Consider the following 15,266-nt stretch of genomic DNA (forward strand, 5'->3'; position numbering starts at 1 on the left):
TTTAATATGAGATGAAGTTATTTGCTACGCTCGCCTACAAAATGGTCACTTTTAGCTTTAAATAATACGTTAAAACTAGTTAGAGAGCCATAAATTCGTGTAATATATTGCTGTAAGTCTATTTTTTCTTGGTCATCCAAGTTTTTGCTGCTGTTTATTTTTTGTTCCATTACACGGATACGGTCACGGACCATTACTATTTTATGGAAAAAAGTATCAATGGGCATTTCTTTATTTGCCGTAGTATCTCCAGGTTCTAAAATCAGTTTGCCCTTACGCCATTTATCGGCTATAGCAACCTTTTCATGGGTGTCGCTCCACTTTTCCAATATTTTGACCAATGAGCTTTCAACATCAAAAAAGCTTACGGCATCAACATCATCTTCTAAGGCCTCAATTACTTCAAAATCATCGTCAATTTCTATAGTTTCTAATCCCTTATCCATGAAAGTAACCCAGTAATGAATAGACGTTACATTGGTTATTACTCCTTTTCCAAATTCAGGATGATCAATTCTTGAACCTATACCTAGTATTTTCATATCGCATCTTATTAATAATTATGAAATCAAAAATAAAGCTTCACTTAACAAAAATGCAACAAAACCTAGCTTCATTTTTAAAGTCCAATTGCGTACTTTAGCAGCTTGTGCTATGATTAACTACGAAGAAAATATTGAGGTGCGTGGAGCGCGTGTTCACAACCTTAAAGACATTGATGTTACTATACCAAGAGAGAAACTTGTTGTAATAACTGGCTTATCAGGTAGTGGTAAATCGTCTTTAGCTTTTGACACAATTTATGCTGAAGGACAACGACGTTACATTGAAACCTTTTCAGCATATGCACGACAGTTTTTAGGCGGATTAGAACGACCAGATGTTGATAAAATTGATGGATTATCGCCAGTAATTGCCATTGAACAAAAAACCACTTCAAAATCTCCTCGTTCTACGGTTGGTACCATTACAGAGGTCTATGATTTTCTGCGCTTACTGTTTGCAAGAGCAGGAGATGCATACAGTTATAATACTGGTGAAAAAATGGTCAGTTATAGCGATGAACAAATCAAAGCTCTAATTGTTGATTCATATGACGGTAAAAAAATCAATGTTTTAGCTCCAGTTATTAAATCAAGAAAAGGCCATTACAGAGAACTATTTGAACAAATAGGTAAACAAGGTTTTGTAAAAGTTCGCGTTGACGGAGTGGTAGTTGATATTACTAAAGGTATGAAGGTAGATCGGTACAAGGTTCATGATATAGAAATTGTGATCGATCGTCTTAAAGTAGGCTCAGGTGAAGATTTTGATAAAAGACTAAGCGAAACCATTAATACAGCGATGTATAGCGGTAATAATGTGTTAATGGTATTAGAAGAAGGTGAAAAAACCCCACGTTATTTCAGCAGAGATTTAATGTGTCCTTCCTCTGGTATCTCCTATCCTACTCCAGAGCCCAATACCTTTTCTTTTAATTCTCCGAAAGGAATGTGTCCTAATTGTAATGGCCTTGGGCATGTTTATGAAGTAAACGAAGATAAAATATTCCCAAATAAAAAGTTATCCATTAAAACAGGCGGTATTGCTCCTCTAGGTGAACATAAAAAATCTTGGGCTTTTAAACAATTAGAAACCATAGGGCAACGCTATAATTTTACCATTGAAACCCCAATTGATAAAATCTCTAAAGAAGCAATAGAGGTCATACTTAAAGGTGGGAAAGATAGCTTTACCGTTGATTCTAAGACCTTAGGGGTTAAACGCGAATATCGCATTGATTACGAAGGGATAGCAAACTTTATCAAATCACAATTTGAAGAAGCCAATTCAACCTCCATCAAACGATGGGCTAAAGAATATATGGACAAGATTGAATGTCCGGAATGTGATGGAGCACGTTTAAGAAAAGAGTCACTTTACTTTAAAATTGACGAAAAGAATATTGCTGAACTTGCCCATATAGATATTGGTGAACTTGCTGAGTTTTTTAATGAGCTTAATGAGAAGTTGGAAGGGAATCAAAAGAAAATTGCTGAAGAAATAGTAAAAGAAATAAGTACAAGAGTTCAATTTCTATTAGATGTTGGTCTTGATTACCTATCGCTTAATAGGAGTTCAAAATCATTATCAGGTGGTGAAGCACAACGCATTCGTCTAGCGACGCAAATTGGATCACAATTGGTTGGAGTGCTTTACATATTAGATGAGCCAAGTATAGGTCTACATCAACGTGACAATGAGCGGTTAATTAATTCCTTATCGTCTCTTCGCGATATTGGTAATTCAGTGATAGTTGTGGAACATGACCGCGATATGATTGAAGCCGCAGACCATGTAATTGATATTGGTCCTAAAGCTGGTAAACATGGTGGCACTATTATTTCAGAAGGTCATCCATCTTTATTAAAAGACTTTGATACGCTCACAGCGGACTATATTACTGGAGATAGAGAAATCGAAGTTCCAAAAACAAGACGAAAAGGAACTGGTAAAAAAATAGTTTTGTCAGGGTGCGAGGGAAACAATCTTAAACAAATTACAGCTGAATTTCCTCTTGGTAAAATGATTGGGGTTACAGGCGTTTCTGGTAGTGGAAAGTCCACTTTAATAAATGAAACATTATATCCTATAATGAATGCTCATTATTTTAATGGTGTTAAAAAGCCAATGCCTTATAGAAAGATAAAAGGCTTAGAACATATTGATAAGGTGATTGATATCAACCAATCCCCTATTGGGCGTACTCCTAGATCCAATCCGGCTACCTATACTGGTGCCTTCAGCGAAATTCGCTCTTTATTTTCAAAAACTACTGAAGCGACCATCCGTGGTTATAAACCTGGTCGTTTTAGTTTCAATGTACAAGGTGGAAGATGTGAAACTTGCCAAGGTGGTGGTTTAAAAGTTATTGAAATGAACTTTTTACCGGATGTTTATGTAGAGTGTGAAACTTGCAACGGAAAACGTTTTAATAGAGAAACCTTAGAAATAAGATATAAAGGTAAATCCATTGCTGACGTTTTGGAAATGACGATGAATGAAGCCGTTGATTTTTTTGAGAATATTCCTAAAATTCATCGTAAGCTTAAAACAATTGTAGATGTTGGTTTAGGCTATATATCGCTCGGACAACAATCTACTACCCTATCTGGTGGCGAAGCCCAGCGCGTTAAGTTGGCAACTGAACTTTCAAAAAGAGATACTGGTAACACCTTTTATATTTTAGATGAACCTACAACTGGGCTTCATTTTGAAGATATTCGAGTTTTGATGGAAGTATTGAACAAATTAGTTGACAAAGGCAATACCGTATTAGTGATAGAGCACAATATGGACGTTATTAAAATGGTAGACTATATTATCGATATTGGCTATGAGGGTGGTCGTGGTGGAGGTATGATTGTAGCTAAGGGCACACCAGAGCAAGTAGCGAAAGACGTTAAAAGTTATACGGCTAAATTTTTAAAGAAAGAATTAACCCCAAGAGCAAAAAACATAGCCAAAGCAGTTTAAATTTAAATTATGGGCAAAAAGCAACATCACAAAGGCTGGAACGAGATTAAAACAAATGATTCATGGGCCATATTTAAAATCATGGGTGAGTTTGTTAATGGTTTTGAAAGAATGAGTCAAATTGGACCTTGCGTGTCCATTTTTGGTTCGGCTAGAACAAAACCCGGTGAGAAGTATTATGATTTGGCAGTAGCAGTAGCTGAAGCAATTGCAAAAGCTGGTTATGGTGTCATTACAGGTGGTGGACCCGGTATTATGGAAGCAGGTAATAAGGGAGCGAACCTCGCTGGTGGAACCTCCGTAGGTTTAAATATAGAATTACCTTTTGAGCAGCATGACAATCCATATATAGATCCAGATAAAAGTCTTGATTTTGATTATTTCTTTGTGAGAAAAGTAATGTTTGTTAAATACTCACAAGGTTTTGTGGTTATGCCTGGGGGTTTTGGTACGCTTGACGAACTATTTGAAGCAATAACATTAATTCAGACCAATAAAATTGGAACTTTTCCGATAATACTAGTAGGTTCGGAGTTTTGGGGTGGATTATTTGATTGGATTAAGAATACCATGCTAGATGCTGGTAATATTAGTCCTGAAGATCTTGACCTAATTAAACTGGTTGATTCAGAAGATGAAGTAGTTGAAATTATTGATGCGTTCTACAAAGGACGCATTATGAGTCCGAATTTTTAAATTAAGTTAAAAGTATTGAGAAAAGCCCAACTTCTTTTTTTATGTACCAATCTCGCATTGGTTTTATTTGCATTTTCTAGTTATGGGCAGCATATTAATGAGCTTACAGCAACTCTCGATAGTACATCACACCAAATTGAAATTAAACAACGGTTTGTTTATGTAAACAATTCAAAGACAAACTTGAGTACTTTGTATTTCAATGACTGGAACAATGCTTATGCAAACAATACCACACCGCTATCTAAGCATTTTAGTGAAGATTTTGATCGGAGTTTACATCTTGCTAAAAATAAAGAAAGAGGTTTTACAATTATAAAAAGTATTGTAAATAAAGAATATCAAGGGCTTGATTGGGAAAGAACCAATATGCAAGACCTGATTAAGATTACCTTAGAAGAACCACTCTTAGCTGGTGAAAGTATTGAGTTATTTTTATCATATACAGTACAATTGCCAGATGCAAAATTCACAAAATACGGCCATCGTTCAGATGGTAGTTACAATCTAAAAGATTGGTATTTAAGTCCAGCTGTTTTTGATAATGAATGGAAATTATATTCCAATAAAGGCTTGGATGATATATATACAGGTATCGCCAATACGAAAATCAATTTTATTTTTCCAGAAGGGTTCTTCCTTGCTTCAAACTTTGACTACAATTTGGTGACAAGTTTTCCTGATGGACAACAAATAAGTTTGAGTGGTTCAAATAGAAAAAATTGCGACATACTTTTAACTATTGAAAAACAATTTACGAAGCACGTGACTGGTGTTCTTACCGTTACAACTGATATCGAATCGTCTAAATATAATGAAATTTCCCAAGGTATTTCTATTAACAAAGTTGCTCACTTCTTAGATGAGAATCTGGGTAGGTATCCTCATCAAAACTTATTAGTTAGTGAATTAGAATATAGTAAGAATCCGCTTTACGGTTTAAATCAGCTACCCTCTTTCGTAAGGCCTTATCAAGAAAAATTTCAGTTTGAAATGATGTTTTTGAAGACTACCTTAAATAGTTTTTTACAAGAGACCCTATTTTTAAACCCAAGAAAAGAACGTTGGGTAAATGATGCCATTGCAAACTATTTAATGATTAAATATGTTGAAATTAACTATCCAAATCAAAAGCTAATAGGCAAACTTGCCAATGTTTGGGGTGTTCGTGGATTTCATTTGGCAAAAATGGATTTTAATGAGCAGTATAACCTTTTACAAATGTTACCTGCCAGAAGAAATATTGATCAATCACTAATAACATCTAATGATTCTTTAACACGGTTGAATCAAAAAATAGCCAATAGATACAAAGCCGGTCTTGGGTTAGCCTATCTAGCAGATTATATTGGAGAGGAAAGAGTAGACAGTACTATTATAGATTTTTACGATGTTCATAAATTACAAGCAAAAACTAAGGTTTCTGATTTTAAACAAGTTTTAAAACAATGTTCTGATGATGAGATAGATTGGTTTTTTAATGAATATGTTAGTACACGTAAAAAAATTGATTTTAAAATCAAAAAACTAGAAAAGACTGAAGATTCAATCACTTTTACCTTAAAGAATAAGCGAAAAACTAATGTGCCAATTTCGCTATTCGGGCTTAAAAAAGATTCCGTTGTATCGAAATATTGGTTCTCTGATATAGATAGCTCTAAAACCTTTACAATTCCAAGATTAGGAGAAGATAGATTGGTTTTGAACTATGATCAAAAAATACCTGAGTTCAATCAAAGAGACAATTGGAAAACCCTTAATGGTTTTTTCTCAAGTAATAAAAAACTGCAGTTCCGATTTTTTAAAGATACCGAAGACCCCTACTATACCCAGGTTTTTTATGTTCCAATAGCCAATTTTAATATCTATGATGGAATTACACCAGGTTTAAGAATTTATAATAAAACTTTTTTAGAGCGACAATTCACTTATGATATTGCTCCGCAATACTCTTTTTTAGAGCGTACTATGGTTGGTAATGCCAGTTTAAGGTATCGAAAATATCATGGCGATAGTAAACTTTTTGTTTCAAATTACTCTATAAGCGGTGGTACAAATCATTTTCAAACAAATTCAAGATTTACAACTATTACACCTGCTATTAGTTTTGGTTGGCGACCGAGTGATTTGAGGTCTAATAGAAGACAATCATTACTTTTTAGGCATCGCAATGTATTCAGAAGTATTGATGAAGGTGTGCTTTTAGATGATGGTATCGATTTGGACTTAGAAAATAATCCTGATTACAGTGTTTTTAATATTCGGTACAGAAACCTGGACAATAACATCGTCAATTATAAATCTTCTTTAATCGATTTTCAGCATTCTAGCGAATTTACCAAGTTGGCAGTTGAATTAGAATATAGAAAGCTATATGAAAGTAACAGGCAGTTAAATTTAAGATTCTATGCCGGTAAGTTTTTAAGAAATAAATCAGACTCTGATTTTTTTAGTTTTGCTCTAGATAGACCTACAGATTATATGTTTGATTTAGGCTATTTAGGTCGTTCAGAAGATAGTGGACTAACGAGTCAGCAAATAATTATTGCTGAAGGTGGGTTTAAATCACAGTTTGAAGATCAATTTGGGAGTGATTGGATAGCTACTACAAATGCAAGTTTTAATTTATGGCGCTGGATTGAATTATATGGAGACGTTGGTTTCATCGGAGATAAAGACGAACGTGCTCGATTTGTTTATGACTCAGGGGTAAGGTTAAATCTTGTTACTGATTATTTTGAATTATACTTTCCTATTTATTCAAATAATGGTTGGGAAATTGCACAACCAAATTATGCAAATACGATAAGATTCGTTGTAACTATTAGCCCAAGAACACTTACAGGGCTTTTTACCAGACGTTGGTTTTAATTGTTGAATTGATAAAATACCTCTCATTTTTAGGTATTATTTTTTAATATTCTCGTTATTTATAACAATATTTTGTGATTTTATGAATAAAATGGATTGAACTTGATTAGCATAAAAGCACTCTTTTTTGTAATTTTGCACAAATTCTTCAAAGTTTAATGAAAACTGACCCAAATACAAGTACCGACATTTCGTTTGATGACTTTCAAGCTCAAATCTTAGGTGATTATAGGCTTGCTGTTTTAAGCAGAGAATGTAGCATATTGGGAAGAAGAGAAGTACTCACTGGGAAAGCTAAATTTGGAATTTTTGGTGATGGAAAAGAGTTGCCGCAACTAGCTATGGCTAAGGCATTTCAAAAGGGCGACTTTAGAAGTGGTTACTATCGGGACCAGACTTTTATGATGGCATTAGGACATTTGAACCCAAAAGCATTTTTTCATGGACTTTACGCCACTACGGATATCAGTAAAGAACCAATGAGTGCCGGTAGACAAATGGGCGGGCATTTTATGACTCATAGTATCAATGAAGACGGTACTTGGAAGAACTTAACCAAACAAAAAAATAGCAGTGCCGATATTTCCTGTACCGCTGGTCAAATGCCTAGATTATTGGGCTTAGCTCAAGCTTCTCAATTCTATCGTAATGTTGAGGGTATTGATCAAGATAAATTTTCAAATAAAGGAAATGAAGTAGCTTGGGGTACCATAGGTAATGCTAGCACAAGTGAAGGTCATTTCTTTGAAACCTTTAATGCTGCTGGTGTTATGCAGGTTCCAATGGTTATAAGTATTTGGGATGATGCATATGGGATATCAGTACCTGCTAAGTTTCATACAACCAAAAGCGATATTTCTGAAATTCTAAAAGGTTTTCAACGTGATGAAGAAAACAAAGGGTTTGAAATATTAAAGGTACCAGGATGGGATTATACCGCACTTATTCATGCTTATGAAAACGCATCAGATATTGCTCGTGAAGAGCATGTTCCAGTAATGATACATGTTACTGAACTTACCCAGCCACAAGGGCATTCTACTTCTGGATCTCATGAAAGATATAAAGATGCTGAAAGATTAGAATGGGAACGCGAAAATGATTGTAATAAACGCTTTAGGGAGTGGATATTAGATAAAAACATAGCTACTGAAGAACAATTAAATGAGATTGAAAAATCTTGTAAACAAGAAGTCCGAAATGCAAAACAAGAAGCTTGGTCAGAGTTTCTTATTCCTCATAGGGAAAACAAAAAAGCTTTAGTTCAGCTCCTAAATAATGCTGCAAGTAAAAGCCCGAATAGAGTATTTATTACTAAAATACTTAATGATTTAATTGCACTAAAAGAACCTTTAAAAAAGGATTTAGCTTCACATGCGCGAAAGGCATTACGCTATTTAATAGGGGAAAGTACGAATGCCAAATTAGAGTTACAAAATTGGATTAATCAGTTTGTTAATCAAAGTCAGATAAAATTCAGTTCAGAACTTTTTAGTGAATTACCTAATAAGGCAACCAATATCAAGGAAGTTAAGGCCATATATGATTCAGAACCTGAAAAGATAGATGGCCGAATGGTATTAAGGGATAATTTTGATGCGTTGTTTTCAAAATACCCAGAAGCCTTAGTTTTTGGTGAAGACACCGGAAATATTGGTGATGTTAATCAAGGTCTTGAAGGATTGCAAAAAAAATATGGCAAATACAGAATTGCCGATACTGGTATTAGAGAAACAACGATAATTGGTCAAGGTATTGGTTTAGCGATGCGGGGTCTAAGACCAATTGCTGAAATACAATACCTAGATTATATCTTATACGCTATCCAAACTTTAAGTGATGATTTGGCTACCTTACGATATAGAACGGTTGGAAAACAAATAGCACCACTTATTATTAGAACTAGAGGGCACAGATTAGAGGGTATTTGGCATTCTGGATCGCAGATGGGTGGTTTAATACACTTATTAAGAGGTATTTATATTCTTACCCCTCGTAACATGACACAAGCAGCAGGTTTTTATAACACTTTAATGAAAAGTAATGAGCCTGCAATAGTTATTGAAAGTCTTAACGGTTATCGTTTAAAAGAGCCTAAACCAAATAACCTAGGTGAGTTTTGTACTCCAATTGGCGTTGTAGAAACAATGAAGGAAGGTACAGATATCACTATATTATCATATGGTTCTACCTTGCGTATTGTTCAAAAGGTCGCTAAGGATTTACAGGAGGTTGGTATTGATTCTGAGGTAATTGATGCGCAATCTTTACTCCCTTTCGATTTGAATCATGATGTCGTCAAAAGCTTACAAAAAACAAATCGTTTGTTGGTTGTTGATGAAGATGTACCAGGCGGGTGTTCTGCTTATTTAGTGCAGCACATTATGGAAAATCAAAAAGGTTATCAATATTTGGATAGTGCTCCACAAACCTTAACAGCTAAAGCACATAGACCGGCCTATGCAACGGATGGTGATTATTTTTCTAAACCTAATGAAGAAGATATTTTCGAAAAGGTTTATGAAATTATGAATGAGTCAGATCCGAATAATTATCCCAAACTTCGATAAAAAAAGCGGGGCAAATGCCCCGCATATATTTTAATTTTTTATCTCAGTATCTGTTTTTACTGCTGGCACAATTGGTTTGCCATCTGCATCAATTTCTATGATATTATCAAAGCCTAATTGATCAAGTTTACTTGCGATTTTAGCTCTATCACCTACCATAAACCAATTTACAGCTTCAGGTTTTATAACTTGTTTACTGACTTTTCTAACATCTTCTACAGAAAGTTCCCGTACATTTTTATCATAGTTTTGATAATAATCATCAGGTAGATTATAACGAATCATATTCCTAACCGAAGCATTGACAGAGCTGTTCGTTTCCCATTGTCCAGGTAATTTCAAAACTTGATTTGTTTTTACCTTCTCAACTTCTTCCATGGTAGCCGGTCGTGTACTAACAAATTCAGAAACTTCCTTTCTGATTTCAGTTACCGATTCTGCCGTTTTATCAGTTTGAACTGAGGTATATACAATAAACGGTCTTTCTTCCTTAGAGCCCAGGACAAGTCCTCCAGCTCCGTAAGACCAGTGCTTATCTTCTCTTAAATTCATATTTATTCTGGAAGTAAAGTCTCCCCCAATAATACTAACCATTTGATCCATTGCAACTTCAGAAAGTCCACCGTATTTTTCGGTTAAATGACCTGCAATAATAATGGATTGCTCCGATTCAGGTCTATTCATTAAATACAAAGTATTTTTTGAATTAGTCTGGGGGGCTTCAAAAGAAACAGAAGGAACGGCTCCTTTCTTCCATTTACCAAAAGCCTTCTGTAACATTGGTTTTAAATCATTCATATCGATATCACCAGTAACTAAAATGGTAGCATTGTTTGGTTTAATCCAAGTATCATAAAACTTAACGGCATCTTCCCTAGTCAGTTTTTCTACCGTTTCTTCATAACCTGTACCTGTATATGGGTTGCTATATGGATGATTTTCACCATACATATATTTGTTCATTACTCGTAAGGCCATTGAAAAGGGTTGTGATTTTTCTCTTTTTATATTATTAATCTGTTCAGCACGTAAACGACTAAATTCACTTTCTGGAAAAATAGGATTTAAAATTACATCTGCAAATAAGTCTAAACTTGAATTAAAACTTTGTTTTAAAGTCGTCATGTCGACATTTGATAAATCTTGATTCGAAAACGTACTTAATGATGCACCTAGCAATTGTAATTTCTCATTAATCTGCAAAGAAGACATGGATTTAGTGCCTTCATCTAATAAATTCATTGCTAAAGCAGCACTACCTGGACTAGACAAATAGTCTGTTTTATATCCTGCATCAACAATAAGACTCATTACTACTGTTGGCACCCCTGTTCTTTTTGCAAGAACAATATCTAAACCGTTCGACAATTCAGCTCTTTGTAGCTCTGGAAATCTTGAATTTTTCTGTGGTCCTAGTTCAGGTAGTTTTGAGCGGTCAACAGTCGTTTTCTCCACAGTGAATTCTGGAAAAGGATTACAAACTAATATATGTTTACCTCTAGTTAACCATTTTTTAGCAGTATTCTTTAGATCTTCAGCTGTTGCTTCTTCAATAAACTTTAGTTGTGTTTTATAATAAGCGGCATCACCATGATATGTAGCGTTAGAGGCCAGAATATCAGAAACACCACCAAAGCCACCGATTCGCTCAAGCCCTTTAATAAATCCTGAAAAATAAGCTGCTTTGACCCTTTTTAATTCTTGCTCTGTTGGTCCATTAGCAATGAACTTATTGATTTCGGCCTCTAACTCAGTTTTTAATTTATCGGCATCTTGGCCAGGTTTGACATTTAAATAAGTGACAAAATTACTAGCTATTTCAGATGAAGCCTGAAAAGCTACTGCACTACTTGCAGTTTGATCTTCGTATACAAACTTCTTATAAAGTCTAGAATTCTTGCCACTTGAAAGTACCGAAGAAATTAAATCAAAATGTAAATCTTCTTTAGCTCCAAATTCTGGTGTATTCCAAGCAAACAATACCCTAGTTTCTGGCACTCTATCTTGGTATACTTGATATGTATCGCCATTATGGATGGGAATATTCACTTCTTGTCTTTCAATGGTTGGCCCGGCAGGTATATCACCAAAATAATTTAAAACCTTTTGATATACTTCATCTGGATTGATGTCTCCAGCGACAGCTACCACAGCATTTGCCGCACCATAATAGGCTTTAAACCACTCTTGAACATCTTCTAAAGAAGCAGCATTCAAATCTTCCATTTCACCAATTACTGTCCAAGAGTATGGATGTCCTTTAGGGTACATGGCTTTCGTAAGATAATCCCATTGCATTCCATAAGGCTGATTTTCACCTTGCCTTTTCTCATTTTGCACGACTCCGCGCTGTTCATCTAAACGTTCTTGGTCTATAGCACCTAGTAAATGCCCCATTCTATCAGATTCTAGAAACAAAACTTGATCCAAAGCAGATACAGGTACGTTTTGAAAATAGTTCGTACGGTCATTATTGGTTGTTCCGTTTAAATCCGTACCACCAATACTTTCTAAGGCTTGAAAATAATCTTTATTATAATTTTCACTTCCATTAAACATCAAATGCTCAAATAAATGAGCAAACCCACTTTTACCAGGCTTTTCATTCTTAGAACCAACATGATACCATACATTCACAGCCGCAATAGGTGCTTTATGATCTTCATGAACCAATAAGGTTAACCCATTTGGTAAAATAAATTTTTCATAAGCAATTTCAATGTCACTGGCTTTAAACTCAAAGTCTTGACTTAAACCTAATTGAACAATCGATAGAAGGACTATCGAAAAGGAAATAATTTTTTTCATTTTTAAAATATTTGATTGATAATTATGATTTCTACAAGATAACTAATTGTTCAGTTCTTAGCAAAGCTTACATTTCACAGTATTTTCTATTGTAAAAAGAAATGGAATTATTACATTAGAAATAAGTCAACAAATTATTGTGTTTTTAGCTTTTCCAGATTTTAATATTCGTAGTACTCCTCTACTAATTCTATCGCTTCAGGGCTTAATATTTGCCTTTCTTCTATTGAATAGATATTTCAAAAAGAGGAATCTGTCTGACTTCTTTTTATTTTTAATTCTGTTTATCACTTGCTATCAACAAACCTGCTATACTGTTGGATTTATGGGATGGTATAATACTTTTAGAAATACTAAAATCAATTATTTTTTAATACCTATGTCGGTAGCTATATTGCCATTAATATATCTATACTTGAAATCAATAACGATGACTGCTTTCAAGTTTCGGAAAAAAGATTGGCTCCACTTTACACCAGCAATAGCTATCATAATTTACCGGCTTGTTATTTATGTTTATGATTCAAGTTTATCAGGATTTAATGATACTCAAAATGGCTATTTAAAAATTAATTTAGATGAGCTTTATGTTCAATCCATTTATGGCATATTTAGTTATTTTCAAAATCTCTTGTATTTGGCGTTTACATTTCAATTATTTTATATCTACCGGAAAAAAATTAAAGAGTTCTTTTCTAATACCTATAAGCTTGAATTAAACTGGATTTTGAGCTTCTTGATTTTATATGCGATCCTCTTTTTGTATGATTTTATACAAACAATCATTAATGAGTATATTGTTGAATTAAGTTATTTGCAGCAATGGTGGATGAATTTTTACATGGCACTTATAATAATTTATGTCGGCGTAAAAGGTTTTTTTACAGATACCACTAAGCTTCAAAAGCTTAACTTTTCTTTTGCGCCTAATAGAGTTAGTATTCCTGAAATATCTGATAAGGAAAAACCCTTTTCAAAGGAGGCCATAACCGATCTTCATACGTTGATGATTGATCAAAAGCCATACTTAAACCCCGATTTAAATCTTGCCGATTTAGCAAAGCAGACAAATATGACCAGAGCTCAGTTATCAGAAACTATCAATTCTGGCTTTGGCATTAATTTTAATGACTTCATTAATAAATACCGCGTAGATGAGTTTAAGCAATTATTAAAAGAAGATAAACATCAAAAGCTTTCATTATTAGGTTTGGCTTTTGAATGTGGTTTTAATAGTAAGGCTACATTTAATAGGGTGTTTAAAAAAATAACTGACTTCTCTCCAACCGATTATTTGAAAAGCAAAAATGTAGTCTAAAAAAATAATTTAAGACGTCTCAAATCGTATTTGAGACCTACTATTTTTATTTGAGTCGCAAGACTCCCTTTCAATCATGACATTTGACTCATCAAAATAATAATAGTCATGAAAAATATTCTTAAAACTTTAATCACCCCTATTTTACAAAAGCATTGGTTTGCAGATTTAACATTTGGCATCATCAGATTCATATCTGGCATTTTACTTGCCATAGATTTTGGAGCAAGTAAATTTGGGATGCCGTGGACTCCAGATGGTCAAAATCTGAACTTATTTGAAGTTGCAGCTTGGTTTCCTAAAGACGTAGCAGCCTATGGGGGTATATTCGCTTTAATGCCAGTTTTCTTTGCATGGATGGGAGCCTTTAGTGAAGCCGTTGGAGGATTGTTCTTGGCATTCGGATTAAAAACTAGATTAGCTTCGTTTCTAATTATGTGCACAATGCTGGTAGCTATTTTTATGCAAAAATGGGGACAAGGAACATGGAGCATGTTACCAGCCATGAGCTTTTTATGGCTCGCTATTTACAATCTGTACTTTGGTTCTGGCCGCTTTGGTTTTGATTATTTAATTGCTAAAAAAATTAATAAGTCTTAACTCATGAAAAAACTAATAATTCTAAGTATTTGGGCTTTAAGCAATGTTCTTTTATCACAATCAAATATACTTACCATTCAAGATTTCAACTTTTTAAATAACAGTAATTGGCAGGGTAGTTTAATGTATGTAAACTATAGTGACAATAAAGAAGTTTTTATACCAACTTCGCTTACTATTTCAATCAAAAACAACACTGTAAATCTACTCACAACTTACCCAAACGAACCTAAAGCCAATAGTAAGAGTGTAATCAAATTACGCAAAAAAGGAACCTATTTTGGTAACGAAAAGGTTGATAATATAGAAAGAAGACAAGACGGAAGCCTTCTAGTGAAAACGAGTTATAATGGAAGGGATAATGGACAGAAAGCTATTTTTTACAAATTTTACGAACTGGGGGTATCGTCAGTAATAATAACTAAAGAAGTTCAATTAATTGGAACCCATCAAACTTTTATAAGAAACAAAATAACATTAAAAAAGATTAAACTATGAAAACAAAAATTGCAATTTTGAAGATATTCTTAATAGTCTTAATGCTCACCAGTTGTGTTCAGAAAGAGCACTTAAAAGAAGTCACATTTGAGGTTGACATGAATGAAACTACTCATAATAATCAAGTTGGGTTAAAAGGTGAATTCACGAGTCCACCTTGGTCAGAAGTTGTACCTATGGAAGACAACAATGGAGATGGTATTTTTGAAGTTACACTATCACAAAAAACTGCTCAAAATAGTGTAGAATTCAAGTTTGTGAATAATGGCGAAGAGATTGAATTAAATGGTCAACCCAACCGAAGAATACGCTTTGAATATAAACCAGAACGTATTACTTACTCGGGTATTTTTAACAAGGAAAATGGAAAGCAAATTATAAATTAAACT

Annotated in this window: 10 protein-coding genes; 8 read left to right on the top strand and 2 right to left on the bottom strand. The window is 34.1% G+C overall.

Annotation, left to right across the window (positions count from 1 at the left end; translation table 11 throughout):
• Positions 1-17: 17 nt before the first annotated feature.
• The gene (locus tag RM542_RS08260) at positions 18-542 is read right to left on the bottom strand and encodes a hypothetical protein (protein WP_311385266.1); all 525 of its coding nucleotides are present in this window, start codon (positions 540-542) and stop codon (positions 18-20) included.
• Between the two features lie 112 nt (positions 543-654).
• Between RM542_RS08260 and uvrA the strand changes: the two genes are divergently transcribed.
• The 4 genes from uvrA to RM542_RS08280 all read left to right on the top strand — a co-directional run bounded on the left by uvrA (position 655) and on the right by RM542_RS08280 (position 9,653).
• Positions 655-3,516 (top strand): excinuclease ABC subunit UvrA, encoded by a 2,862-nt coding sequence (gene uvrA, locus RM542_RS08265; protein ID WP_311385267.1) that lies wholly within the window; start codon positions 655-657, stop codon positions 3,514-3,516.
• A gap of 9 nt (positions 3,517-3,525) precedes the next feature.
• Positions 3,526-4,212, top strand: a complete 687-nt coding sequence (locus tag RM542_RS08270; RefSeq protein ID WP_311385268.1) for a TIGR00730 family Rossman fold protein — start codon at positions 3,526-3,528, stop codon at positions 4,210-4,212.
• 15 nt (positions 4,213-4,227) lie between these two features.
• Positions 4,228-7,083: a metalloprotease gene (locus tag RM542_RS08275; RefSeq protein ID WP_311385269.1), complete on the top strand. Its 2,856-nt coding sequence runs from the start codon at positions 4,228-4,230 to the stop codon at positions 7,081-7,083.
• Between the two features lie 158 nt (positions 7,084-7,241).
• The gene (locus RM542_RS08280; RefSeq protein WP_311385270.1) at positions 7,242-9,653 is read left to right on the top strand and encodes a thiamine pyrophosphate-dependent enzyme; all 2,412 of its coding nucleotides are present in this window, start codon (positions 7,242-7,244) and stop codon (positions 9,651-9,653) included.
• 30 nt (positions 9,654-9,683) lie between these two features.
• Here RM542_RS08280 and RM542_RS08285 read toward each other — a convergent pair whose 3' ends face one another.
• Positions 9,684-12,461, bottom strand: coding sequence for a pitrilysin family protein (locus tag RM542_RS08285; protein WP_311385271.1), 2,778 nt, complete (start codon positions 12,459-12,461; stop codon positions 9,684-9,686).
• Positions 12,462-12,891: 430 nt separating this feature from the next.
• On the opposite strand from RM542_RS08285, the gene RM542_RS08290 reads away from it, so the two are divergent.
• From RM542_RS08290 to RM542_RS08305, 4 genes are all read left to right on the top strand, one after another.
• Positions 12,892-13,779: a helix-turn-helix domain-containing protein gene (locus RM542_RS08290; protein WP_311385272.1), complete on the top strand. Its 888-nt coding sequence runs from the start codon at positions 12,892-12,894 to the stop codon at positions 13,777-13,779.
• Between the two features lie 108 nt (positions 13,780-13,887).
• Positions 13,888-14,379: a DoxX family protein gene (locus RM542_RS08295; protein WP_311385273.1), complete on the top strand. Its 492-nt coding sequence runs from the start codon at positions 13,888-13,890 to the stop codon at positions 14,377-14,379.
• Between the two features lie 3 nt (positions 14,380-14,382).
• On the top strand, positions 14,383-14,877 hold the full coding sequence (locus RM542_RS08300) for a hypothetical protein (RefSeq protein WP_311385274.1): 495 nt from the start codon (positions 14,383-14,385) through the stop codon (positions 14,875-14,877).
• Positions 14,874-15,263 carry a hypothetical protein gene (locus tag RM542_RS08305; RefSeq protein WP_311385275.1) on the top strand — a complete coding sequence of 130 codons (390 nt, stop codon included), beginning with the start codon at positions 14,874-14,876 and terminating at the stop codon, positions 15,261-15,263. Before RM542_RS08300 ends, RM542_RS08305 begins: the two co-directional genes overlap by 4 nt.
• The last annotated feature ends 3 nt before the right edge of the window (positions 15,264-15,266 follow it).

This window comes from Croceitalea sp. P059, assembly GCF_031846365.1.
GTDB lineage: Bacteria > Bacteroidota > Bacteroidia > Flavobacteriales > Flavobacteriaceae > Croceitalea > Croceitalea vernalis.